This window comes from Candidatus Poriferisocius sp., from assembly GCF_965208355.1.
In the GTDB taxonomy this organism is placed as follows: Bacteria; Actinomycetota; Acidimicrobiia; order Acidimicrobiales; family Bin134; genus Poriferisocius.
The window spans coordinates 2,224,096-2,248,810 of the sequence record NZ_CBDBOM010000003.1; the positions used below are offsets into that span (position 1 = coordinate 2,224,096).

At 58.5% G+C, this 24,715-nt stretch carries 17 protein-coding genes, 2 rRNA genes and 3 pseudogenes; 10 read left to right on the forward strand and 12 right to left on the reverse strand.

The window, feature by feature from the left end; translation table 11 throughout:
* Positions 1–137 precede the first annotated feature (137 nt).
* From ACOGXH_RS11670 to ACOGXH_RS11680, 3 genes and pseudogenes are all read right to left on the reverse strand, one after another.
* Entirely contained in the window at positions 138–2,753 is a 2,616-nt protein-coding gene (locus ACOGXH_RS11670) for a hypothetical protein (RefSeq protein WP_419929269.1), read from the reverse strand.
* A 58-nt stretch (positions 2,754–2,811) separates the two neighbouring features.
* Positions 2,812–4,665 (reverse strand): fibronectin type III domain-containing protein, encoded by a 1,854-nt coding sequence (locus tag ACOGXH_RS11675; protein WP_419930399.1) that lies wholly within the window; start codon positions 4,663–4,665, stop codon positions 2,812–2,814.
* A gap of 84 nt (positions 4,666–4,749) precedes the next feature.
* Positions 4,750–4,953 (reverse strand): annotated as a pseudogene (locus tag ACOGXH_RS11680) (hypothetical protein); the annotation flags it as partial.
* A 70-nt stretch (positions 4,954–5,023) separates the two neighbouring features.
* On the opposite strand from ACOGXH_RS11680, the gene ACOGXH_RS11685 reads away from it, so the two are divergent.
* Together ACOGXH_RS11685 and ACOGXH_RS11690 are read left to right on the forward strand one after the other, a co-directional pair.
* Positions 5,024–5,281 (forward strand): hypothetical protein, encoded by a 258-nt coding sequence (locus tag ACOGXH_RS11685; protein WP_419930400.1) that lies wholly within the window; start codon positions 5,024–5,026, stop codon positions 5,279–5,281.
* Positions 5,282–5,338: 57 nt separating this feature from the next.
* Entirely contained in the window at positions 5,339–5,509 is a 171-nt protein-coding gene (locus tag ACOGXH_RS11690; protein WP_419930401.1) for a hypothetical protein, read from the forward strand.
* A gap of 26 nt (positions 5,510–5,535) precedes the next feature.
* On the opposite strand, the pseudogene ACOGXH_RS11695 reads toward ACOGXH_RS11690, so the two are convergent.
* Positions 5,536–6,924 (reverse strand): annotated as a pseudogene (locus ACOGXH_RS11695) (fibronectin type III domain-containing protein); the annotation flags it as partial.
* 329 nt (positions 6,925–7,253) lie between these two features.
* Between ACOGXH_RS11695 and ACOGXH_RS11700 the strand changes: the two are divergent.
* Positions 7,254–8,330, forward strand: coding sequence for a serine hydrolase domain-containing protein (locus ACOGXH_RS11700; RefSeq protein WP_419929270.1), 1,077 nt, complete (start codon positions 7,254–7,256; stop codon positions 8,328–8,330).
* Positions 8,311–9,069: a hypothetical protein gene (locus ACOGXH_RS11705; RefSeq protein WP_419929271.1), complete on the forward strand. Its 759-nt coding sequence runs from the start codon at positions 8,311–8,313 to the stop codon at positions 9,067–9,069. The genes ACOGXH_RS11700 and ACOGXH_RS11705 overlap by 20 nt, the downstream gene beginning before the upstream one ends.
* 19 nt (positions 9,070–9,088) lie before the next feature.
* Here ACOGXH_RS11705 and ACOGXH_RS11710 read toward each other — a convergent pair whose 3' ends face one another.
* Positions 9,089–10,771 carry an RCC1 domain-containing protein gene (locus ACOGXH_RS11710; RefSeq protein ID WP_419929272.1) on the reverse strand — a complete coding sequence of 561 codons (1,683 nt, stop codon included), beginning with the start codon at positions 10,769–10,771 and terminating at the stop codon, positions 9,089–9,091.
* Between the two features lie 536 nt (positions 10,772–11,307).
* Between ACOGXH_RS11710 and ACOGXH_RS11715 the strand changes: the two genes are divergently transcribed.
* The 5 genes from ACOGXH_RS11715 to ACOGXH_RS11735 all read left to right on the forward strand — a co-directional run bounded on the left by ACOGXH_RS11715 (position 11,308) and on the right by ACOGXH_RS11735 (position 13,917).
* The gene (locus tag ACOGXH_RS11715) at positions 11,308–11,517 is read left to right on the forward strand and encodes a hypothetical protein (protein WP_419930402.1); all 210 of its coding nucleotides are present in this window, start codon (positions 11,308–11,310) and stop codon (positions 11,515–11,517) included.
* 300 nt (positions 11,518–11,817) lie between these two features.
* Positions 11,818–12,009 carry a hypothetical protein gene (locus tag ACOGXH_RS11720; protein WP_419930403.1) on the forward strand — a complete coding sequence of 64 codons (192 nt, stop codon included), beginning with the start codon at positions 11,818–11,820 and terminating at the stop codon, positions 12,007–12,009.
* A gap of 66 nt (positions 12,010–12,075) precedes the next feature.
* Positions 12,076–12,387 (forward strand): hypothetical protein, encoded by a 312-nt coding sequence (locus tag ACOGXH_RS11725; RefSeq protein ID WP_419930404.1) that lies wholly within the window; start codon positions 12,076–12,078, stop codon positions 12,385–12,387.
* Positions 12,388–12,558: 171 nt separating this feature from the next.
* Complete coding sequence (locus tag ACOGXH_RS11730) at positions 12,559–12,990, forward strand: hypothetical protein (RefSeq protein WP_419930405.1); 432 nt, start codon at positions 12,559–12,561, stop codon at positions 12,988–12,990.
* A gap of 69 nt (positions 12,991–13,059) precedes the next feature.
* Positions 13,060–13,917: a hypothetical protein gene (locus ACOGXH_RS11735; RefSeq protein WP_419930406.1), complete on the forward strand. Its 858-nt coding sequence runs from the start codon at positions 13,060–13,062 to the stop codon at positions 13,915–13,917.
* A gap of 650 nt (positions 13,918–14,567) precedes the next feature.
* Here ACOGXH_RS11735 and ACOGXH_RS11740 read toward each other — a convergent pair.
* Positions 14,568–16,145 (reverse strand): annotated as a pseudogene (locus tag ACOGXH_RS11740) (M23 family metallopeptidase); the annotation flags it as partial.
* A gap of 1 nt (position 16,146) precedes the next feature.
* Between ACOGXH_RS11740 and ACOGXH_RS11745 the strand changes: the two are divergent.
* The gene (locus tag ACOGXH_RS11745) at positions 16,147–16,473 is read left to right on the forward strand and encodes a hypothetical protein (protein WP_419929273.1); all 327 of its coding nucleotides are present in this window, start codon (positions 16,147–16,149) and stop codon (positions 16,471–16,473) included.
* A gap of 413 nt (positions 16,474–16,886) precedes the next feature.
* Here ACOGXH_RS11745 and ACOGXH_RS11750 read toward each other — a convergent pair whose 3' ends face one another.
* The 6 genes from ACOGXH_RS11750 to ACOGXH_RS11775 all read right to left on the reverse strand — a co-directional run bounded on the left by ACOGXH_RS11750 (position 16,887) and on the right by ACOGXH_RS11775 (position 24,629).
* Positions 16,887–18,107, reverse strand: a complete 1,221-nt coding sequence (locus ACOGXH_RS11750) for an IS110 family transposase (protein WP_419929274.1) — start codon at positions 18,105–18,107, stop codon at positions 16,887–16,889.
* Positions 18,108–18,842: 735 nt separating this feature from the next.
* Entirely contained in the window at positions 18,843–19,004 is a 162-nt protein-coding gene (locus ACOGXH_RS11755; RefSeq protein WP_419929275.1) for a hypothetical protein, read from the reverse strand.
* A gap of 2 nt (positions 19,005–19,006) precedes the next feature.
* The gene (locus ACOGXH_RS11760; RefSeq protein WP_419930371.1) at positions 19,007–20,059 is read right to left on the reverse strand and encodes a class I fructose-bisphosphate aldolase; all 1,053 of its coding nucleotides are present in this window, start codon (positions 20,057–20,059) and stop codon (positions 19,007–19,009) included.
* An 84-nt stretch (positions 20,060–20,143) separates the two neighbouring features.
* The gene (locus ACOGXH_RS11765; RefSeq protein WP_419929276.1) at positions 20,144–21,037 is read right to left on the reverse strand and encodes a tetratricopeptide repeat protein; all 894 of its coding nucleotides are present in this window, start codon (positions 21,035–21,037) and stop codon (positions 20,144–20,146) included.
* 294 nt (positions 21,038–21,331) lie between these two features.
* Positions 21,332–21,448 (reverse strand): 5S ribosomal RNA (rrf, locus tag ACOGXH_RS11770).
* 85 nt (positions 21,449–21,533) lie between these two features.
* A 23S ribosomal RNA gene (locus ACOGXH_RS11775) occupies positions 21,534–24,629 on the reverse strand.
* Positions 24,630–24,715 lie beyond the last annotated feature (86 nt).

The following is a 24,715-nucleotide window of genomic DNA, read 5'->3' on the forward strand; positions in this document are numbered from 1 at the left end:
TGGAAACGCCACGCCCAACTGCCCCATCAAGGCGCAGCCTGCACGCCATCCAATCGCTCACAGACAACTCGCTTGCACACGCCCCCAGCCAGATCGCTGGCCCCCTCCGAGCCCATCATGCCCCTACAGGGAGCGATTCACGACCGAGGCTCGAGCGCTCCTCCTATCCATATCTGGAAGAACTGATATTGGCTAGATTGCTGAGCGTCTTCACGGGGAATTGTGACCAATAACCGTACCGAGTGCCGCGCATGGGCGCTCGGTGTCGGGACGGTGCTCACCGGTATCAGCTTCGGTTCGTATTCTGGTGGCTGATATATGGCGGTCAACGGTTCAATCTCCTCTATGGCTACGACGTCCATATCCGAGTTAAAGAAGGCCACATATGCTCTCAAATCCTCAACAACCTGAGACCTTATCTCGTCGTTGAGATTTGGATGGGAATCTGTTTCCTCCAGTTCAGCATTGAAGTCAAAGTAGAACAGACCTTGAGTGCCAAATTTGCCATCACTTGTCAGAAAATATGGATATAGACTCAAGAATTCATCTTCATAATGATACAGAACATTACCTGGGTCAGCCGTTGGAATCCGTGGACGATTGTATCTTTCCTGACGATATGTGTCTTCCATTCCTTCTCTATACACAATGCCTACTCTATTGCGAATTATTTGGAATGACCGACTTACATCTACGCGTTCTGAAAGCGTTGATGAAACTGTGAATTCGATGTCCTCGATGTTGGCGCTTCCACCCCATTCTGCTATTTCAAACGGGGCTCGTTCACCCGGTTGCACTGTCAACGGCCATTGCCAACCTGTGGCTGTATTGCTTCCACTTCCTGTTGAAGCAGTTACGACAACATCTCGAGCGAACAATTGGTCCGATTGGTTGATCACTAAACCACGGATAACACCATCCACGAGTATAACGGTATCGCGCTCAACAATCACTTTATGATTCATGTACTGGGATGGATAGTCACGGTATAATGAACCGTCCGTTTCCTCCTTCTCCTCCCATGACGATATCCAGAAGGTTCCGAAGACTTTAAAGGCAATCTCGTCAACATGGTTACTGCCTGTCCATCCATGGATCTCAAACCGTTCACTCCTGCCTGGGTATAGAAGATCATATAAGGGCCACACTCGCACCCATGCGGCGCTGTCGTTTTCAGATGATGCATGTACAAATACGCTTCCAGCTGCCAGAAGCGGAGTGTCTAATTCCTCCAGCAGATATAAAATCTCACCCCGAATGACGCCATCGGCAACGGTGACCGTCTCTCGGTCAACAACGAGTTTGCCAACGAAATCTTGCGATGGGTCAAAATGCGAAAACACTCCATAATAGCCCATCGGCTTATCAGACTCATGATCTCCTCCTTTTGTGGCAACCACCCTTCGCCATGTCAAGCCTCCCGCGGGCGGGTCACAAGGAGCAGGAGGCAAACCTCTCCATCCGCCTTCATTCAATGCCCCGGGTCCCTCTGCCTCCCCATCAAAAGGACCGTCCCCATTGGCATCGCCCATCCACAACTGCTGGTGTCTTTCGTCGTCAACGAACCGGCGGTCGAAGGAATCCAGGGGAAGGGTATGTAGGATGTAGAAATGACCACCTTCTCCTGACATCAGATTCGACACTTGGCCAACCGGAGCGATAACTCTTTCCACAAGTGAACCGTCGACATCCTGTTCCATTTCGATCGTATAGGGAATTAGCTCTCTCACATCAATGACTCTAGAAGATTCCAGGATGGCCTGATAGACGCGTAAATTGTCGACGGACACGACGTCCCCTGGAACAGTCAGTTCGGGGAAGATTACCTCTGGCTTGAAATATACATCTGAAAACTCTATCCCATCATATTCCAGAACAACGGTATCGATATCATTGCTCTTGACCAAAGAAGCAGGAAACTGTTGTCTAAATGTGGCTATGTGAGTAAACGTATTTTGATAAGGGTGTAGATATTCTATTCCGTATACATCTGTCCCTTCTAAAGCGTAATATCTTTCATCATATACATTGATATAGGGCTCCCATTTGTTATTTCCCCAATCCCTCGGTGTTCCATCAACATTTACCAGAAATGAACGGCTGAGATCAGGCTCTTCAGACATATCGGCTGCTACTTCAACAATAATGTCCTCGCTCGGCCAACTGATCTCGAGTTCGAATGGTGCCTCCTCACCGGGTTGCATGGTCAGCGGCCAATGCCACTCTACGCTCTCGTCTCCGTCTGGTGACAAGAGAGTGATAACAACATTTCGGGCAAACAGCTTGTCGGAGTTGTTGTGTACCAACCCCCGCGCCACACAATCCCTCACTGTGATTGACGAAGAATCAACTTCAACCTTGTCAACACTCGATTCGACTCCTTCGCCTACATCTTCCTCAGACCGATCGTTATCCTCCAGAGATGGAGGCAGCGGTGTCGCATCTTCCTCCCCCACGCCCTCCCCAGTCCCATCATCGCCCGAGTTCTTATCTACCTTCGGCGTGACAGAAGGCGACGCAAGCGGAGAGTCCCCGTTCAACCCGTCCTGATCCCGAGACGGCTCCCCGTCAGTGTCAGGGGAAGTCGCAGCGGCTGTAGGAAGGGGGGTAGCCAAGGGAGTAGGAGTACCGGAAGCCACGCCGTCTGCCGAGGAGCTGGCTGCGGATTGTTCTGCAGCTGCCGTCTCGCTGGCCTCACTTCGATCTGCTCCTTCACTGCCGCAACCAGCAACGGCAAGTCCTACTGCTACCACTAACGCGACAACGCTCCGAACACTCAACAATCCATCCCGCTTACAGCAGGCAGCGCACTTAGACATCAACCCACCAGCAGTAGACGACGGCTTGCCCGAATACAACTCCTGCTTCGCAGTTCTGGACTTGAAGACTGTGCCTGTCCGCAACCGTGCCGCCATTCCGGAAGGGCACTGAGTCGTCGTACCAGCCCTCTGCAAATTTGTTGCTACCGGAAAAGTCATGATTCTCAATACTCTCGCCAAACGGCTTGTAGGTCTCCTCAGCGCAATCTTGTCCTATTTCCACATGGCCACGTTGACCTCTACGCTCCGGTGTCGGATCAAGTCCGGGGCTGCACCGGACTTCCACCTTTTGCTTGACAGCTCTAAAAATCGTTTTATCTGTTGCCACGACATCTGTGGGCCAGCTTGTCTGGAGTGAAGAACGCGGCCACTGCTTGGGCCATACGGCATACCTCGTGCCCGTATCGCGATCAGCATTTGGACGGGTATTGGGGTCGGTAAAGGCTAAAAATGCCTTTGATAATGGCGTTCGCCCGAAATTACTGTCTGCGCCTAATAGTTCGGCTTTGTCCATCCATCCTTGAGTTAACTCAACATCATATAGATAGCATGCTATTTCAGTTGAACTCGTTGCCCACCGGCAAGTTCGCTCCCGAACTCCACCGTCTACTTCATCAAAGGCGTCAACTGAGTTGACCTTAAGTTGGTCAACGTTGTTCGCATTATGATACAACTCATTTGTAAAAGTATTGTAGCATCTATCTGGCACATTATCTTTACTACAACCGTGCCAAATGCTGTTCAATTTTGATTTTAGGGTGTTGATACCAGTACAATATTGATTGAGTAAATACGATGCTACGACCAGACCACCCTTAGTAGTATCTGCACGTTCAGCATGATTCAATGTTAGACTATTGTCCCATGGGTCGAGTTGCCAAAGTCCAACTCCTGGATTCCAGAATGCCCTCACATAGTCCTGCTTAGTTACATGAGAATACAGCCTTTTGTTCAGACTCTCAGTTTTGTCCTTATCCTCGGTCACTCCTGGGTGGGTCTGTATTTTCCGGCCGAGGTTGTCCCATCGACTCAATGTCATAGGAGTTGGTGATGACGTTGAGCTAAAGGCAGCATTCAATTCGTGGATGGGTATCGACAACATGATCGCAGCCAACTTGTTTGTTGATGGCATTCCTGCTGTACATGTTCCCTTATCGCTGATTGCCTTGCCTGCGGCGTAGAGGACTCCCTTGACGGTCCCTTTGGTGAAATAGTGCTTCGTGCTTGTTGAAGTTGTGAGAGTGCCTGAGGGTATTGACGGCAAGGTTATTAGTGAGCAAGTAGTGCCTGTGCTCCATCCGGAGGTGTTCCATGCTTGGAGATTCACGGTATAGGTGATGCCTTCAGCAAGTCCAGTGAAGGTGTAGTAGTTGGCATTGGTGACGATCCAGTTGGGGTTGCCAGGAGCCCTTTGAATGGAAATGCGGTAGCCAGCGGCACCGTTGGGTGTCCATCGCACAGTACCGTCAGTGTCTGCCGTATTCGGACACTGGTCAATCCGGGGGTTGCTGGACCGGGTGGAGCAGTGAAGGGAGGGGGTGTGGTCATCCCATTCGCCGGAGCTACCAGCGCGCTTCGACACCTCGAACTCGTAGCCCGTGCCAGGCTGGAGCCCGGTGTAGTCCGCTGTTGTGGCACCGCCTTTGGCGAACGTCTTGGTGTCGACGAACTGGTTGAGACCCGTTATCCGCCTGACCCGCCAGTTGTATTGGTCATCGGGGTCTTCCCAGGAAATTGTGACCCTGTTTAGGGTGCTCGTTGTACATTTCGCCGGTGCCGTAATCCGGACAGTAGGGATTTGCCCGCTCCAGCACCGCGACGATGCTGCAACAAAATCAAAGCCCACGGCACACTGATGAAGGGAGCTGCTTGTGCCGGCTCGGATTTCTACCGTGTACTCGGTGCCGGGGCTGAGGCCGGTGAAGGTGTGGAAAGTCCCCGTCGAAACCACCACTACCCACTGTCCAGCCCCCGAGGACCCCGAGGCCCCCGAAGCCCCCTGCGGCTGGCGGGGCTGGTACCTCGCTTGGTACACCTCGGCACCTTCTACCGGGGTCCACTCGACGGTAAGGGTGGTGCCCCCGGTACGGTGATCCGAGATTACCGGGGCGGCTACGAGCGTCGTTGAGCACATTGGCGACGGGGTCACCTCGTTCCAATTGGTGCCGTCCCACCACCACAGGCGAAGCACGTATGACGTGCCCTTGGCCAGGCCAGTGAACGTCGTGGTCACCGTCCCGTCGAGGGTTCTGCCATCGGTGAAGCCGCCGGGCACAGCTCGCGCCGCGTACCAGTACCTCACGCTGGACCTGCGGTCCCAGTTCAGCACGACACTGTTGATGGTCGCCGCTCCGCAGCTCAGCCCAGTGGCCGCGGTCACACAGGTAGCGGTGCCCACTTGGCCCCACCCTGCCGCTGCGCCTGATTGGACCGAAACGCTGTACGACGTGCCAGGCGACTGATCTGAATATGTATGCCACGTCGTCGTCAAGTCAGCGGTCCAAACTCCGCTGCCCAGCTTGGTCCGGTACTTCGTGGCGCTCGGCACTGCTTGCCAAAACACCAAGATGCTGTTCGACGTGGCCCTGCACGACACGACCGGCGCGGCAATGTCAGCCAGGGTGGTGCAGTTCACCCCGGCAAAGTGCTGGGGGTCGCCGTCTTTGACTGCGAGTGCGCTCACCCAATAGGTCGTGGACGGAGACAAGCTGGTGAACGTTACCGACGTCGCAGTCGTGTTGAGCTGTGTCTGGGAACTGCCCGGTTCCGCCAACTGGATCCTCGCCGAGTAGCTGTCGGCGCCCGCAACCGTGTTCCAAGAGAATGAAATCGCTGTGGGCGTCGCCGAGCACGACAACCCCGTCGGCGCTGGCAGAAGCGGCGCCTTTGTCGTGCAACTCGCCGTCCCGGTCGCACCCCAACCCGCCGCGTTGCCGCCCTGGACGCTCACCGTGTAGGTGGTCGACGCTGTCAGGTCGGAGAATTCATGGCTCAGGCCCGAGGCTGTCGCCCATCCTGCACCCTTGGAAACCTGATACCGAACCGCATGCGCAACCGATCCCCAGGTCACCGTGATGCTGCTCACCGTTGTCGTGCAGGTAACCGAAGGCGCTACCGGCGGCGACACCGTCGTGCAGGCTGTGCTGGGAAGGACCTGGTTCCAAGGGCCTGTCTGCGACGCCTGCCACCAGAAATAGAACGTGTATGACACATTCTCGGACAGGCCAGTGAACGTCGTGGTCAGTGTCGACCCCGAAATGGACCGCCCATCAACGTAATTCCCCCCTGTGGTCGCCCGAGCCGCATACCAATTGTGAACCCGGGAGTCGGCCCGCCAGTCCAGCCGCACCGTGGTAGCCGACACCGTCCCGCACGTCGTCGGGCCCACCGCTGTTGAGCAATAGACTCCCGAGAAATACTGGGCCACACCTCCCACGTTGGAATGCACAGAGACGTAGTACCTCGTCGACGAGGTCAACTCGGCAAACGTCACCGACGTCGACGATGTGGTCATCGACGTCTGAGTGCTGCCCGGCGTGTCAAACTGGATCTTCGCCGTATAGTCATCGGCTCCTGTAACCGCATTCCACGAAAACACGATCGATGTAGCCGTCACCGAACACGCCAAGCCCGTTGGCGGGGGGAGAAGGGCCGACTTGCCGCACACATGCCCATCACCACACGGCGCCACCCCCTCAAAGCCTTCCGGGGCGGGCCCGAATTCCCCTTCGATTGAAACCGGCACCTGTGAACCACTGCCCTCTGCGACCGGCATCGCAGGCGGCTCTGGTGCCGGATCGGGCGGATCACCGTCACTATCGGACGATCCTCCGGCACCAGACCCATCAAGCCCGGCCGCACCATCGTCGAGCGGGCCGTCGCCTGGCGGCGTACCGGACACTGCCGGAACCGGAACGAATGCCTCAGAGCCCGCTGCCCCGCCTGCACCGCTTTCCTCGACCAGCCCCGCGGCCAGGCCCACGTGAGTCTTAGCCGGCGGCCCAGGCGGAGCCGCTGAATCATCCGGGGTCTGCCCCCCAAGAGGTGCAGCAAACCCCGCCGCACCCACACACAGCACCACCGCCAACACCAGAGCGCGCCTCATTTATACCTCACAATCAAAACAGAGCTTACTTATGATGCCATCACGTCAGGGCGCGGGTGGGGACCGACCGGCTTGAGCCCCAACGACTACGTCCTTTGCCGTTCTGACAGCATCACCGACAGCTTGTTGCCGGGGCCGTTATCAGACTGCTTGGCCTACATCATCTCGTTTCATCAGATCCAAACTGGTATCTGAGCACGAAATACCGGCCGGAATTATTACGCTTAATTGCTTGGCTTTTTGCTCATTTCATTTGCTATTGTTGCACAACAAGACTACTGGCCAAATGAGGCCTACGATGCTCACAAGATTCCAAAAATACAGGTCGCATGTCTGACAGTAAGTTAGAGGATATTGTCATTGATCTGTTGCGCGAATTGACCGACGAAGGAATATTCGCAGCAGGCGGTCAACTGGCAATAGGGGTCAACGGCATTTCAGTGGTGAATGTCGGGGTTGGCCAGGCAGGATGTGGGGCCGATATGACTGCGGATGCCCTGCATAACGTATATTGCATCGTCAAACCAATGGCTTATCTCCTCTTAGGCTATGCGCTCGAAACCAACGGTTTCGGACCAGATGATCCCCTCGATCAGATTGTCGATTTGCCAGCTTGGGTTCCGGAGAGTTTGACCTATCGCATTCTTGCCGCCCATGAAGCTGACTTGGCTGAACCTTCTGCCTATATTTGGAGATCGACTCCAGCCGATCAAAGGCAGGAGTTGCTCAACCGAATGAGCGGCAATCTCGGTGCCGGCTACAGCGAAATAGCCGGGGGGTTAGTTGTCGAGCACATCATCGAAGAGTTGAGCGGACACCCCCCAAGCCACTACTGCACTCAAGAGCTGCTAGAGCCGCTGGGACTGTCCGGCGAGATCCTCATCGACCCGGAATCGGCCATAGCAGCCCGCAGCCGCATTCGAGTTCCGGTCATCGGCTTGCCGGTCGATCCCCTCCCCATGCTCACTGAGTTCTTGCCCTCCCGCATTCGCGAGGCCAGGCTGGCCATGGGCGCCTACGCAACCATGGGAGGCGTGGCCCGGCTGTTCGAAGCAGTGGGGGAAGTCATGGCCGGGTACGCCCAGCCCGGACTCCCCTCGCCCGCCCTGTTGGCGAACCTGCTCGATGACGGCCGCCCGCTCAGACACGATCCGATACTGCTCCGCCCGACAAAGTGGGCTGCGGGGCTGATGACCGACGTCGACCTCCAGGGCATCTCCAAAGCCGTCGGCCCCGGCACCGTTGGCCACACCGCCGGACTGGCCAACTCCTTCGCCTTCCACGATCCCAGCCGAAAGGCAAGCCTGGCCGTGTACCTCAACGGCGTCGGTGTGGAAAACGACGACCACATTCTGCCCCGCCAACAACTCCTCGACGAGGTCCTCAATGCCATCCCCATTGTCTAAGAATTTCGGAACCGCAGCCTGGTTCGAGCAAACACCGGTCCCGCTTCCCAAAGCCATACCCGAACGATGCGACTTTGTCGTCGAGCACCGAGCCATCACCCCGCAAGACCGCGCCGTGGTTCACCAACAGCTCTTCAGCGAGAACGAACTGGCCGCATGGGTTCCGGGACAAGCCGTACGCAATCCCAACTTGACGCTGATCCGCTCGATCGACTGCGACGCCGGAGACCTGCTGGGCCTACTCACCGCGACAGAGACCATGAACAGCACCACCGTCATTATCGGACGCAATCACCAGACCTGCCCGCTGGGCATTGCCAACGTGAACCGCCCCGGCCTCCAGGAAGTCGCAACCCGCACCGTCGACCTGGCCCTCGAGGTACACGCCACTCCCTTCGGAGACGCCGAGCTCGCCGTCCGCCTCAACTCCGACGGCACCCACCACCTTGTGCCCCCCGCAGAGGCGGATACCGACATCGGCTTGCGACTCCACTGGCACACCCTCACCGAATGGCTCCACACCGACACTCGCCTCGGCTACCTCCTCAGCAGCGGCGACATCAGGTTCTCTGGCTCCGTCCTCAAACTCACCTACATCGAAGGCCACCTCTCCTGGCCCCCCACCCTCAAACACCAACAACACAGCCAAGGCTTCAAAAAGGTCATGGACACCTACAGCCAACTGCGCCAAGCTCCCGCCTATCTCGAGCTCATGGACCGAATCGAAGAGGCGAGCTAGATCGAAGAGGCAATCCAACTCACGGCATGTCGAGCTGGCCGCGGCTGAAATCACCCCAACACTCCAGAGTCTTGTCGGGACGCAGCCCGCACTCATGGACAATCCCGCTGGACACGGTGGTGAAGGCGCCTGAGGGTCGGCTATCGTCGCAGCTTGCTATTCCGTCGTGGCTCATCCCGCATCCATACGTAAGCCCGACTGAATAATGTGACAGCCCGCTGACTTCGTAGGCCGTCTGGCTTTGCTCTTCTGTTGGCCAGCACAAGATTGCCTGGTCGGCCCGTTGGGCGCAGTTGACCACTACCCCAGCCGACACCGAGATGAACTCGCCGTCAAGAGAGGCAGCCTGTCCGTACTCGTTGCTGCCCCAGCATTCCAACGCCCCACCAACACGAACGCCACAGGAATGCGACCCACCAGCAGCAATCGAGATGAACTGGCCGTCGGGTGCTTCTGATTGGCCGAACTCGTTGTCACCCCAGCACTCCACAGTTCGTTCAGTGCGCAGCCCGCAAGTATGCGCCCCGCCAGCCGACACAGACGCGAACTCGCCGTCGGGCAAGTCTGTCTGCCCGTAGGTGTTGTCGCCCCAGCACACCACCGCTCCACCAACACGAACACCACAGGAGTGGTATCCGCCCGAGCACTCCACCGCGGGCCACGGTGGCCACTTGCAGGTGGGGTCCACACCCGCCGAAATGGAAATGAGCTGGCCGTCGGGTGCTTCTGATTGGCCGAACTCGTTGTCACCCCAGCATGCCGCGGTTTGATCAGTTCTGATCCCGCAGGTGTGGTAGCCGCCTGCCGACACCGCCGTCCAGGTGCCCGATGCGGAATTCGCCGTCGACAACAACGGCTCCTCCAAGTCCCTGCCGTCCCGGTCGCTCCAACACTCTACAACAACGTGCTTGCGCAACCCGCAGACCACCCACCCCCCAACCGACACCGATGAAAATCCGATCTCGCCGGGCAGAGAGGCAAAGTAATCGTGCGAAGGTGCCTGAGGGAGCCCACAATTTACCAAGCGATCCGCCCGCAGCCCGCAGGCGTAGTACCCCCCAGCAACGACGCCTTCATACACGCCCTCGACAACTCCTGTGTGTGATCGGTACATGCCCCAACACACCACCGATCCATCAGCTTGCAACGCGCACGAACCGTCCCGACTCGAAGCGATCGCGGTGAAGTCTCCCTCCGGCACCTGCCCGTACCACTCTGCTAAAGCATCGCCCCAACACACCACCGCCCCACCAACTCTGAGGCCGCACGTGTGCGACCAGCCCGCATCTACTGCTGTGAACTCGCCTTCAGGCGCATCCAACAACCCGTCATTGGGGTAACCCCAACACACCGCCGCGCCATTGGCCCGTATCGCGCACGAATGATTCCTGCTCGCATCCACCGCCTCGAACTCCCCGTCTGGCACCTTCAACTTCCCATAGAACGAATCGCCCCAGCACTCAAGGGTGTGATCAACCCTGATACCGCACGAATGCGTTGCTCCTGACGACACTGCCGTAAATCGGCCCTCAGGGGCATCCAATTGCCCGTAATAGTTCTGGCTACCGTGGAGAATCTCGCTCCAGCACTCCACCTCGCCCCCTTCCCTCAGCCCACACGCAAAGTCCCATCCCGCTGAAACCCCTACCCACAGACGTTCTCCCCACCCCACCTCCCAAATCGACTCCGGCAACAGCGTCACAGACGGAACCGATGTGGCAGCCGGGACCGGGACCACAGTCGAAACTGGCATCGCAGTCGACACCGGTGTAGGAACCACCGTCTCCGTCGGTGCCGACGTGGGAATTGCAGATGCCACCGCAGAAGGAGTCGCAGCCTCAACCGGCATAGGCACTACCGTCGGTTGGAGCGACGCAGCCTCGTTACCAGGCCCTCCCGGAACAGCAGCTTCTTCCGGAGTGCCGGCGGAACACGCCCCCACTGCCAAACCAAGAGCCAGCAACAGCCTTGCCCAAGAGCAGCGACCATTCCTCAACTTCTTCGGGCGACCTGCTGTGAACCGCATTCTGCCCTTAGGGTATATGGAAACTGTGCTACTTCCCTGTCGAGCTTGTGGTGCAGGCAGCCGAGTCCGAAGACGACCAGCCGCCGGAGTTTCCAGCTTGCACGTACAGAGTCTGCGTCGTGTCGGAATCGAGGCCGGTGCTGGCTTTGGACCGCGTAGTCTGCTCGGTCCAAGTTGATCTGTTGTAGCTGGTGCGGTAATTCGTTGCCCCGGTGACAGCTGGCCAGGTCCAAGTGATGGACGAGGCTGTGCTGGTGCATGAGACGTCCGGCGCAGCCGGGATAGTCGTGCAGGTAGCCCCATCCGACGACGACCAGCCAGCGGCGTTGCCAGCCTGCGAATACAACGTCAGACTCGAATCGCCCGACGACAGCCCAGAACTCGTCTTGGACCTGCCCGTCTGCTCAGACCACTGCCCATAGCCCAGATCCTGGCCGAGGTAGAACCTGGTCCGGTACTTGGTCGCCCCCGTTACCGTCGGCCACGACCAAGTGATCGAAGTAGAAGTCGAGGAGCACGACACCGACGGTGCAGCCGGAATCGTGGTACAGGTCGCGAAATCCGAGCCCGACCAGCCAGAGGCGTTCCCCGCCTGCACGATCAGAACTAGTGTTATGCCAGCCGACAGGTCGTCGAACGTTTTCGACCGGCCGGTCTGCTCAGCCCACTCAGCTAAGGGATGAGCAGTCCGGTACTTCGTCGCTCCCCCAACTGCCAGCCACGTGAACGTGATCGAGTCGGCATCGGCGGTGCACGACACCGACGGCGCAGCCGGAATCGTGGTACAGGCAGCCGAGTCCGTGCCCGACCAGCCGGCCGCGTTGCCTGCCTGCACTTGCAGAGTCAGCTGGACCCCACCAGACAGCTCGTCGTATGAGTTCGAAGTGCTGGTCTGCTCCTCCCAGGACGAATAGCCAAAACCGGCGAGGTGATACCTGGTCTGGTACTTCGTTGCCCCCGTCACCGATCCCCACGACCAGGTGATCGAGTCGGCATCGGCGGTGCACGACACCGACGGCGCACCCGGAATCGTGGTACAAGTCGCCGGGCCCGACGACGACCAGCCCGAAGTATTCCCCGCCTGCACATACAGCGTCCCCGAAGCACCCGCCGACAGGCTGTCGCTGGTCTTCGACAGGCCAGAGTGCTCGGACCACGTGGAGTTGTCAGAGCTCGTCTGGTACTTCGTCGCCCCCACCACGATCCGCCAAGTCCAGGTGATCGAGTCGGCATCTGCAGTACACGACACCGACGGCGCACCCGGAATCGTGGTACAAGTCGCCGAACCATAATTCGACCAACCCGCCGCGTTGCCCGCCTGCACGAACAGCGTCGATTGCAAGCCCGCTGACATATCGATTCGGGACTTCGACCGGCCGGTCTGCTCAACCCAGTCAGAAGACAGCCCAACCGTATGGCTGGTCCGGTACTTCGTTGCCCCAGACACCACAGGCCAGGTCCAGGTGATCGAATCCTCATCGGCAGTACACGACACCGGCGGCATAGCCGGAATCGTGGTGCACGTAGCCGAGCCCGAGCCTGACCAGCCCGAAGTATTCCCCGCCTGCACATACAGCGTCCGCGAAGTGCCTGCCGACAGGTTATCGCTAGTCTGCGACCGGCCAGTCGGCTCAGACCACGCCGAGTCATCAGAATCATCAGAGCTCGTCTGGTACTTCGTCGCCCCCCTCACCGCAGGCCAGGTCCAGGTGATCGAATCCTCATCGGCAGTACACGACACCGACGGCATAGCCGGAATCGTGGTACAAGCGGCCGAGTCCGACGACGACCAGCCCGCCGCGTTGCCCGCTTGCACATCTAGCGTCAGCGAGATGCCTGCCGACAGGTCATCGCTGATCTTCGACCGGCCAGTCGGCTCAGACCACCGGCCATAGCCCAGATCCCTGCCGAGGTAGAACCTGGTTTGATACTTCGTTGCCCCCGTCACCGATCCCCACGACCAGGTGATCGAATCCTCATCGGCGGTACATGACACCGACGGCGCCCCCGGGATAGTTGTGCAGGTGGCCGAGTCAGAGTCCGACCAACCCGCGGCGTTCCCCGCCTGCACATACAGCGTCCGCGAAGTGCCTGCCGACAGGTCATCGCTGATCTTCGACCGGCCAGTCGGCTCAGACCATGTCGAGTTGTCAGAGCTCGTCTGGTATTTCGTCGCCCCTGTCACCGCCGGCCAGGTCCAGGTGATCGAATCCTCATCGGCAGTGCATGACACATCCGGCACAGGTGGTACGGACAGAGTGGTGGTACAGGATTCCGAGTCAGTGCCTGACCAGCCCGAGTCGTTGCCCGCCTGCACATCTAGCGTCAGCGAGATGCCTGCCGACAGTTCATCGCGGGTTTTCGACAGGCCTGTCTGTTCAGACCACTGGCCAACGCCGAGCTGGCCGCCGAGGTCGAATCTAGTCTGGTATTTCGTCGCCCCCATCACCGACCCCCACGACCAGGTGATCGAATCCTCATCGGCGGTACACGACACCGACGGCGGAGCCGGAATCGTAGTACACATAGCCGAGTCCGACGACGACCAACCAGAGTCGTTGCCAGCCTGCACATGCAGCGTGGCGCTCACACCCGCCGACAAACTGGTGGTGGATTTCGAAAGGCCGGTCTGCTCGGACCACGTCGAGTCATCAGAACTCGTCTGGTATTTCGTCGCCCCTGTCACCGCCGGCCACGACCAGGAGATCGAATTTGAATTGGCAGTACACGACACATCCGGCGTAGCCAGCGGTGCAGGCGGTGGCGTTGGAGAGTTCGGCGAATTTGTTGCACAAGATTTCGAGCTTGACCAAGACCAATAGATATCACCGCTTGCCCGCGCTCTTACCTGCAGCGTCTTCTCATCACCAGCAGACAAGCCTTCCTCAGTCTTCGACCCCAGCGTGTGGCTGGTCCACGACGACCCATCAAGGCTGATCTCCTGAGCTGTCGCAGTAGACGGCTTGGACCAGGTCCAAGTAATGGAGGTTCCCGTAGAAGTACAAGAGATCGGAATGTTCGCAGGCTGGACGACACAAGAAGCGGCTCCCGACCACGACCAATAGGCCTCAGTGCTCCTCTTCGCCTGCACATATAGCGTTTTCCGCTGGCCCGGATTCCCAGTCAGTCTCAATGTCCTGTCTGAAACGTCTGATCGAGAATTCCAGCTACTCAATTCAGTAGCTGCACTCGTACTGGTCCGGAACTCAGACACCCCCTGGGGCATGCTCCACTTCCACGTCACCGACGAGAAATCCGAAGAACACCATACGACGGGAGGTGCAGCCACTCTCTGGGTACCCCAGGAGCAATTGTTGGCCTCTGCTTGCAATGACGGACAGCCAATCTTCACCGATCGCTGTACCAATTCAGACTCGCCCCGGGCCACACCCGACGGGAACAAGAATTCCAATGGCTCCCGACGATACGTAATCCTGTTGTTCAGTTCGCTGCTGTTGAACTTCCGGCGCATTTCAAAGTGCAAGTGTGAACCCGTAGACGTGCCGGTGTTACCAACACAGCCAATTATGTGTCCGGCCTCCACAAATGGCCTTGGCGAGGGCGTCGCTGTATACAACGTCGCTGCCGCTTTGCATTCTTTGGAGCTTGCTACGTGATCCGGGTGGGCTAAATGTGTGTAATATGTATACCAGCACGTGATACTATTGGAATCATTCTCATCTTCTTGGTGCTGAATTACAATGTAATTGCCATAACCACTCCCGCCTGTGACACCTTCAATCGGAAAGCTAGCCCAAAATATACGTCCACTGTGAGCGGCCCTCACTGCTTGACCGACTGGTCCGCCCATATCTGTTCCAGTATGAATCTTGAGAGCATGATCCGTAGGATGCTGTCGGAACATAAAGCTGCTTGAGATGCTGTTATTCGTACTCAGCGGTGAGTAAATGGATAAATCAGACGGACACTCGGACTCGCTGAGGGACTCTACCTCTAATCTGATTCTCGCGAAATCTTGTCTTCCCTTCTCAGTTGTGCGATCTGGGATTGAAGACAATTCGGTCTTGCTATGAAACCGCCATCTGGGAAAATAGCTGCCTGGTGCTAGCAAGATTGTATCTGAGATTCCACCGTTCACAGTCTTGGTTACTTGGACTTGATCTTGATTGACACCGTTTACGGTTACTGTCTTGTAGATGTTTAGGACAACCTTGTTGAAGTACGGCAGATAGCATTTCACGGGATACTTGCCAAGGACAGTGGCTTCTGTCGAAGTTTGCACGCAGCGCGGGACAATGTCGATCAACTTCCTTAGGTCGGCTGGAATGGAAGGTGACCAGGCGCTCCAAGTGTGGACTCTTGGATCGGTCGAGAAAGCGTGCTTTGCCCTTACTCGCACATCGTATTCTTGGGACTTGTTCACATCTGTTATAGTCTTGAAGATCGAAGCAGACGAACTAGTCGAGAGGGTCTGCGATATTTGAAGGGTCAACCTCGACATTGACGCCCCAGATGCACCTTGTCCTGATGCGGCACCTTCAGATGCGCTGCTCATAACTTCCAATTCATACCCTGAAGCGCTTGCCGCATTGGTCCAAAAGCACTTCAGTTGATCCGATCCACCATTCGAATCTGCGACGAGGAAGCACGCATCCATCTCCGGAGGGATAACCAGATCGATGGATGCTGACCAGGTTGAGTGAATTTTCGTCGAGCCGCTGCCAGTTCGGTAGGAGCGAACTTTGATTTCATACGCCTCACTCGGCTTGGCTTGATAGGTATGCATCACCCCGCTGGCACTGCTTGGATGGGAGCTGGGGAATTCCTGGGTGAACACCACCGGCGGGCTTGATTGAGACGCGATGCTCAGTTCTACACCGGCGGCACTTGTCGGCACCGTCCACGAAACGTTGATTGACTTCAGATCCGACCCCAATGCCGCGGTGACGCCTGTTGGTACTGGCGGTGGGATGTATACGGTGGTTGTCGGAGCCCACATCGAATGGGTCTTTGTGTTGTCGCTGCCAGTCTTGTACGACCGAACCTTGACGCTGTAGGTCTCACCAGCGGCCGCATGGTAGGTGTGCATAATGCCGTTGGCGTCAGGTGTGTGGGTGCTGGCGAACTCCTGGGTAAACGGCGCTGAGGGATTTGAGGCTGACGCGATGTGCAATTCAACTCCGTCGACGCCCGATGGCGCGGTCCAGGCAATGTCGATCGACGCGTTGTCTGAGCCCACCACTGCCGACAACCCCGTTGGCACTCCCGGCGCAGCTACCGGCGGGGGGGGATCAGGCGTGGGGTCGGGCGTGGGGTCGGGCGTGGGATCGGGGAGCGCAGGGCACAATCCTCCCGACCACCCCGTCCAGGCCGATGCGGTGTTGCCCGGCCCAGTCGACCTGACTCTCCAGCGGTAAAACTCGCCCGGAGTCGAGGTGCGGGTGAACGACGTCGCAGTACCGCTCCAACTGCTCAGGTCGCTGCCGTCCTCCTCGGCCTCGTAGCCGGTCGCGCCGCTGCCAGCAGTCCACCCCACCGTGAGCGTCACGCCGTCGGCGGCGCAGGCAATCCAAACCCATGATGGCGGACCAGGCGGCGTCGAAGCTGGCGCTAGGCCAGCGGACGCGGCTGTCGAGGACGTGGGAATGGCTGCTGCGGTTTGCGACGGGACCCTGCCAATCGCAAATGCAAGGCCCGCGGCAAATAGGCATACCAACATCGTCATGGCCACTACACGTCGCGTCATGGCCAGAAGTAAATCTGAGAGGGTGCCTTGTCTAATTCACGGCGGCTCCTGCGGGGAATTGGCCAGACTGCTGAACAGTTGGCTTCAGGCTGCTAAAGCGAGTTCCTCAAGTTGGGGCCTTCTATAGGGGGTTTGCGTCTTGAGCATTGCGAGGATGATGTCGCAGCGCTTGCGGGCGACGCTGATCACAGCGGCTTTGTGGCTCTTGCCCTCGGCGCGCTTCTTTTCGTAGTGAGCCTTGGCAGCAGGATCGTGCCGTTTAGCCACGAACGCGGCGAAGAACATGGCGTTCTTCAGGCGGTGGTTTCCGCCTTTGGAGCGGCGAGTGGTCTTGGTACGACCTGATTGGCGGTCTACCGGGGCGAGTCCGGCATACGAGGCGAGCTGAGCGCCGGTTTCGAAGCGATGAGGATTGCCGATTTCGGCGAGTACCCGGGGGCCGGTTCGGGGGCCGAACCCGCACATGCTGTCGAGTACCTTGCCCAGGGGGTGGGACTTGTAGATGGCCTTGATGTCTTTGGCAATCTGGTTTCGTCGGCTGTTGACGCGATTGATGTCACCGGCAAGATCGACAATTATCTCCCCCCACGTTTCCTCCTCATCAGCAGCGACGGTTTGTGCCCCGAGGGCACTCCAGATGGCATCGGCGAGTTTGTCGGCGGAGCGGGGTGAGCGCTTGGCGATGCGGCTGCGTATGCGGGCCCGCCCAACGGCTTGGAGCGCGGACGGAGTGGGCCAGTGTTCGAGCAGGTCACGCACCCCCGCAGTGGATGCCAGTTGTTTGCCGACGACGCGCTCCAGAGCAGGCGAAACAGCCGTCAGAGCCTGGCGCAACCGCTGGACAGCTCGATTGGCATCGGTGGCCAAGTCGACGTCGCGGCTGTTGAGAAGCCGGAGCCGAGTCAGCTGTGGGTCCTCCACCTCGAGCCATGTCAGTCGGTCGGTGTTTCGCCGGGCGTAGTCGGCCAGGACAAACGCGTCTTTCGGGTCGGTCTTGGCCTCTCCCGCATACGTCCCTGCCGCCTGGCGCATCACCGTACCTCGCACATAGGCCACGGGCACCTGCCGCTCCGCCGCCACCCTCAGCAGCAAATGGGCCACAGGGCTCGTCGTGTCGACAATCACAGCGACTGTGCCGTGGGCCTGAATCTCGTCGAATTGCGCATCAATGGCGCACTCGTCGTTGGCCACCGCACGGGAGAACAGTTCATCGCCCTCGGCTGTGATCGCGCAGGCCCAGTGGTCCTGCTTGGCGATATCAACTCCCACGAACACGTCGACGGAAATGGCAGCTTGATCCTTCATTTGGTTTCCCTTCGGTCTGATTTCCCAGATTCCGATACAACCAGTGGCCCGGCCTCAGCACTTTACGAGAGCCCTTGAATGGCAAAGCCTTGTGAGAGGTCCAAATCACCAACCACGATGGGCGACACCACCCCCCAAGTCCATGCAGACAACGGGGTACAGCCCTTCCCGCCGTGACGTATATCAGAAGCGGCACAATTGCCTCTCAACCATCGAAGGCGCTAATCGTTGAAGCGTCCAACATCACCTGTTGGCAAGGTAAAGTGGGGTTTGTCAAGTCAAGAGACCAAATTTCTTCCATTCAGAGCCAGATAGAACAAGTGCGGTTCCTGCCGAGTCTCGTCCAACACCGCCTCTAACGAGGCAAAGCGCGCCAGAATTGGCACATCCTCACTCGAAACCGAACCGGTAGTGCCCCGGGGGGTTCTTCCTGACTTCAGTAGCGCTCAAAGCGGGCGTTGAGCCTTGTCATTTCCTCGTGGTCGGTGGTGAGGATGAATGTGCCCAAACCTTCTGCGACCACGGTGAGGTGGGCATCGACCACGTCGGAGGTTTCTGAATCAGTGAGCCAGCGTCAACGATCAACTCTCTGTCGGTCGAGAATGGCATCGGCCCACTCAAGATGCTTAGGGCTGATTGAACCCTCCTCTGCCTCCCATGAAGCGATCATGTCGAGCATTCCTTGGCTGCGGCGGCGGCGTTTCACCTCAGCGAGCATGGCAATTAAGACACGCATCACTCAACGACACCGCGGTCCCTTAGTTTCCGGTCGAATTCCTGGCCAAATGCCTCGTCGATCATCTCTTGCTCGTCACGAGCCACATCAGTAGGCCTGTCGCCGCGATCCAATATGCCGATGAGGGGTGTGAGATCCGCAGGCGTGTCTGAGACTCCCATTGCTAGGCGACGGTTACCGAGTCGGAGAGGTAGACGTCTTGGATGGCGTTGAGGAGTTCGACGCCCTCGGCGACGGGGCGCTGGAAGGCCTTGCGACCGCTGATGAGGCCCAGGCCGCCGGCTCGCTTGTTGATCACCGCGGTGCGCACTGCCTCGGCCAGATCGCTGGCCCCCGACGATGCGCCGCCGGAGTTGATCAGCCCGATGCGGCCCATGTAGCAGTTGGCCACCTGCCAGCGGGTGAGGTCGATCGGGTGGTCGGTGGTCAGCTCGTCGTACACCAGCTTGTGGGTCTTGCCGAACCCGAGGGCGGTGTAGCCGCCGTTGTTCTCGGGGAGCTTCTGCTTGATGATGTCGGCCTCGATGGTCACCCCGATGTGGTTGGCCTGACCGGTGAGATCGGCGGCGGCGTGGTAGTCGGTGCCGTCCACCTTGAAGTCAGAATTCCGCAGATAGCACCACAGCACGGCGAACATCCCGAGCTCGTGGGCCCGATAGAAGGCCTCGGCCACTTCCTGGATCTGGCGGGTGGCCTCTTCTGAGCCGAAGTAGATGGTGGCCCCCACGCCGGCCGCGCCCAGGTCGTAGGCCTGGTCCACCGACCCGAACATCACCTGGTCGAACTTGTTGGGGTACGTCAGCAGCTCGTTGTGGTTGAGCTTGACGATGTAGGGAATGCGGTGGGCGAAACGACGGGAGGTGGCCCCCAGAACGCCGAAGGTGGAGGCCACCGCGTTGCAGCCCCCCTCGATGGCCAGCTCCACAATGCCGGCGGGATCGAAGTATCGGGGGTTGGGGGCGAACGAGGCGGCGCCTGAGTGCTCGATGCCCTGGTCCACCGGGAGGATGGACACGTAGCCGGTGCCGCCCAGCCGGCCGTGGTCGAACAGCGACTGGAGGTTGCGCAGCACCTGGGGCGAGCGGTCGGTGCTGGCAAGTACCCGGTCCACAAAATCTGGACCGGGAAGGCTCAAATCCTCGCGGGGAATGGTCTTGGATTCATGTGATAAGAGCGATTCAGCCTCGTCGCCCAACAGTGCTTGGATGTCCACGATCGCCTACTCCTTGGAACAAACTGCCGACTGTTCTCACCTTACCGGCGGACAGAATCCTTCAGGGGCATCCCAAGGGGTATTTCGCTAACGAAGAGCGTCTAGTCGCTCGACCACGTCCACGTAGAGCTCGTCCTGGTCGCGGAGCCAGCCGAACAGCTGTCGAGCCCGGGGTATTTCGCCGGCCCGCTCGCATAGATCGGCTAGCGCGTAGGCCTGGCGGAGGTGGTGCTCTTTGGCCCGGCGGGGCAGCTGGAAATCAGCGGACAGCAGGCGAACGGCCTCGGTCAGCTCCCCCCGGTCGCCCAGTGCGCCGGCGGCAACGATTCGGCCCTCGGCCAGCACAGCGGAACTCTCCCCCGAGGCCCGCAGCTCGGCCCAAATCAGCTCTACATCGGTCCACCGGCGCTGGGCCCGGTAGCAGTCGGCCAACACCGGATGGAGATCGGTTCGCCCTGTGAGCTCTCGGTTGGCTTCCAGCTCTCGAGCGGCCAGGTCCCACCGGCCCAACCGGTAGAGGGTCAATCCAGCCAGCTCCCTTATCTCGGGAACCTTGGGAGCTTCTTTGGCCATGCCGTCCAGTGACCGCCAAGCCCTTCGGTAGTCCTCTTGCTCATAGGCGTCCTCGGCCCGTTCAAGCCGCTGTCTGAGCGTCACCGCCATTCGTTGGCCGACTGCCTCCTCCAACTTCTGGGACTGAGAGGGCGAGCCGCTCTCCGACAGCGGCGTGCGCCGACGGCCCCGCGACTGCTTGCCTGGCTTGCTGGGCGGAGCCTCGGTGAGATTGCCCCGCTCGACCGCCTCTCGGGCCTCTGACCGAAGCTGCTTGGTGCGTGCCTGCCGAGCCGCCCGTCGCTCAGCTCTCAGACGGGCTTCTTCGGCCTCTTCGGGTGTCAGATCTGGGTCGGGCGGGGTTTCGTCGGGGACGGGCAGAGGCTCTTCGTGGATCTTGGCCGCACCCTTCCGGGCCACCGAGCCCATGTGGCGCGGTCCCTTGGGTGGAGGTGGTTTTTCCCTTCGCCGATCTCGGGACGAGGGAGGCTTTCCTCTGCGGCGATCTTCCCCCGAAGGAGGCTTTCCTCTCCGCCGACCTTCCCCCGATGGCGGCCCCCCCTTGCGGCGGTTCTGGGACGCCTGCTGTCGGGGTGGCCTCCGGCGGTTGGGAGGCTTGCGACCAGAACCTCCGCCGGAAGACACCGCCAAAGTGTAGTGGCTGGCCGATGAATCAACGGTTAACGAAAGCGGGGAGCCAAATGGCTCCCCGCTGTTTGCGAAATCCGGCGGCGACCTACTCTCCCAGGGCGTCTCCACCCAAGTACCATCGGCGCTGGTGGGCTTAACTTCCGTGTTCGGAATGGGAACGGGTGTGACCCCACCGCCATCGCCACCGAAACCTTTATGTTCTTGTCAAAGAGGCAGAGCTTCAAGAACTCCACAGCGAGCACGAACATCGGTTTCGACATCGAGTTAGTGATGTAGAACCAAGCCCTCGGCCGATTAGTACCGGTTAGCTGAACATGTTGCCATGCGTACACTTCCGGCCTATCAACGTGGTGTTCTGCCACGGGCCTTACCCGGTTTTCCCGGTGGGTGATCTCATCTTGGAACAGGCTTCCCACTTAGATGCTTTCAGCGGTTATCCTTTCCGCAGGTCGCTAACCAGCCATGCCCTTGGCAGAACAACTGGCACACGAGAGCTGCGTCCGTCCCGGTCCTCTCGTACTAGGGACAGCTTTCCTCAAATCACCTTCGGCTACAGAGGATAGGGACCGAACTGTCTCACGACGTTCTAAACCCAGCTCGCGTACCGCTTTAATGGGCGAACAGCCCAACCCTTGGGACCTGCTTCAGCCCCAGGATGCGATGAGCCGACATCGAGGTGCCAAACCTTCCCGTCGATATGGACTCTTGGGGAAGATGAGCCTGTTATCCCCGGGGTACCTTTTATCCGTTGAGCGACGGCGCTTCCACACGCAACCGCCGGATCACTATGCCCAACTTTCGTTTCTGCTCGACCCGTCGGTCTCGCAGTCAAGCTCCCTTGTGCCATTACACTCGACGCCTGATTGCCAACCAGGCTGAGGGAACCTTTGGGCGCCTCCGTTACTCTTTGGGAGGCGACCGCCCCAGTCAAACTACCCACCTGACACTGTCCTCAACCCGGATTACGGGCCCAAGTTAGATGCCCAGCATGAGCAGAGTGGTATTTCAAGGTTGACTCCACACAGACTTGCGTCCATGCTTCCCAGTCTCCCACCTATCCTGCACAACACATACCAAACACCAATATCAAGCTGTAGTAAAGGTCCACGGGGTCTTTCCGTCCTTCTGTAGCTAACGAGCATCTTTACTCGTACTTCAATTTCGCTGGGTCTATGGTTGAGACAGTGGGAAAGTCGTTACGCCATTCGTGCAGGTCGGAACTTACCCGACAAGGAATTTCGCTACCTTAGGACCGTTATAGTTACGGCCGCCGTTTACTGGGGCTTAGGTTCAGAGCTTCGCCTTACGGCTAACCCCTCCCCGTAACCTTCCAGCACCGGGCAGGCGTCACAGCGTATACAGCGTCTTACGACTTAGCACGCTGCTGTGTTTTTAGTAAACAGTCGCTTTCCCCTGGTTTGTGCCACCCAATCAAGCTCCGGACGCGAAGTCCATTACTTTACTAGGGTCATCCTTATCCCAAAGTTACGGATGTAATTTGCCGAGTTCCTTAACCATAGTTCTCCCAATCGCCTTGGTATTCTCTACCTGCCCACCTGTGTTGGTTTGGGGTACGGGCGCCGTGAAAGCTCGCTAGCGGCTTTTCTTGGCAGTACAGGATCAGTGACTTCACCTCATGCGGTTCGGTATCACGCCTTAGGCTTTATGGGGACCGGACTTACCTGGGCCCCGCCCTACACGCTTACCCCAGGAACTACCGTCGCCTGGGTTCACCTACCTCTCTGCGTCCCCGCGTTGCTGGCCGCTCCGGTGTGGGTCGGTTTCTCCTGTCCCTTACCGGGACAGGCATCCCCTTAGCAACACCGGTTAAGCCTGGACGCGTTCACAGCGGTACCGGAATATCAACCGGTTGTGCATCGACTACGCCTGTCGGCCTCGCCTTAGCTCCCGACTCACCCTGGGAGGATTAGCCTTCCCCAGGAACCCTTGGGCTTTCGGCGGAAAGGTTTCTCACCCCTCTCTCGCTACTCATACCAACATTCTCACTCGGACTCGGTCCACGTCAGCTTGCGCTGACGCTTCACTCCAAGCCCGACGCTCCGCTACCACTCCTGCCTAATGGCAGAAATCCGCAACTTCGGTTTCTAGCTTTAGCCCCGTTACATTGTCCGCGCAGGATCACTCGACCAGTGAGCTGTTACGCACTCTTTCAAGGGTGGCTGCTTCTAAGCCAACCTCTTGGCTGTCTGTGCAATCCCACATCGTTTACCACTTAGCTAGAAATTAGGGACCTTAGTTGGCGGTCTGGGCTGTTTCCCTTTCGACCCCGAAGCTCATCCCCCGGGGTCTCACTGCCGTGCTCTAGAACCATGGCATTCGGAGTTTGGCTGAGGTTGGTAAGCTTGTCGGCCCCCTAGCCCATCCAGTGCTCTACCTCCATGGTTGAACGCACAACGCTGCACCTAAATGCATTTCGCGGAGAACCAGCTATCTCCGGGTTTGTTTGGCCTTTCACCCCTATCCACAGGTCATCCGCCCAGTTTTCAACCTAGGTCGGTTCGCGCCTCCACGGAGTCTTACCCCCGCTTCACACTGCCCATGGATAGATCACCCGGCTTCGGGTCTACGGCATGCGACTGTACGCCCAGTTATGACTCGCTTTCGCTCCGACTTCCCTTCACAGGTTAATCTCGCCACATACCGTAACTCGTTGGCTCATTCTTCAAAAGGCACGCCATCGCGATCTCTGATTGATGATCCGAAGATCACCGGTTGAGACGACGCTCTGACTGCTTGTAAACCAACGGTTTCAGGTACTATTTCACTCCCCTCCCGGGGTACTTTTCACCTTTCCCTCACGGTACTAGTTCACTATCGGTTGCCTACATATACTTAGCCTTACGAGGTGGTCCTCGCAGATTCACGCCGAATTACACGGCAACGGCGCTACTCGGGGACACTCAGCGAAGTGTGCAGCAGTTTCGTGTACGGGGCTCTTACCCCCTGCGGCTCGCCTTTCCAGAACGATTCCACTACCACGCACGTTTGTAACTTCGTGGAGGATCTGGCGCTCCTCCTCTGAGGCCCCACAACACCGGACCGGCAACGCCACCAGGCTATTCCACCGGCACGGTTTAGGCTCTTCCCTCTTCGCTCGCCGCTACTAAGGGAGTCGCGGTTGCTTTCCTTTCCTACAGGTTACTTAGATGTTTCAGTTCACCTGGTTCCCTCTACCGGTGCTATGTGTTCACACCGGAGTGATACCCCTTTACAAGTATCAGGTTTCCCCATTCGGACATCCCCGGATCAAAGCTCAGTCGGCAGCTCCCCGAGGCTTATCGCAGCCTCTCACGTCCTTCATCGGTCGTAGGCACCAAGGCATCCACCGTTGGCTCTTCGTAGCTTGGAAGATTCATACATCGAAGAACTCTAATTTCGATCAGATGCTCGTGCTCGCTATGCAGTTCTCAATGAGCGCAGGAGGATGCCAACAAT

Excerpts from the sequence above, each read along its gene's own strand:
- ACOGXH_RS11700 (WP_419929270.1), top strand. The coding sequence starts at position 7,254 with ATGTCTGACAGTAAGTTAGAGGATATTGTCATTGATCTGTTGCGCGAA.
- ACOGXH_RS11705 (WP_419929271.1), top strand. The coding sequence starts at position 8,311 with ATGCCATCCCCATTGTCTAAGAATTTCGGAACCGCAGCCTGGTTCGAG.
- ACOGXH_RS11745 (WP_419929273.1), top strand. The coding sequence starts at position 16,147 with ATGCCGTTGGCGTCAGGTGTGTGGGTGCTGGCGAACTCCTGGGTAAAC.
- ACOGXH_RS11750 (WP_419929274.1), bottom strand. The coding sequence starts at position 18,107 with ATGAAGGATCAAGCTGCCATTTCCGTCGACGTGTTCGTGGGAGTTGAT.
- ACOGXH_RS11755 (WP_419929275.1), bottom strand. The coding sequence starts at position 19,004 with ATGGGAGTCTCAGACACGCCTGCGGATCTCACACCCCTCATCGGCATA.
- ACOGXH_RS11765 (WP_419929276.1), bottom strand. The coding sequence starts at position 21,037 with ATGGGCTCGGTGGCCCGGAAGGGTGCGGCCAAGATCCACGAAGAGCCT.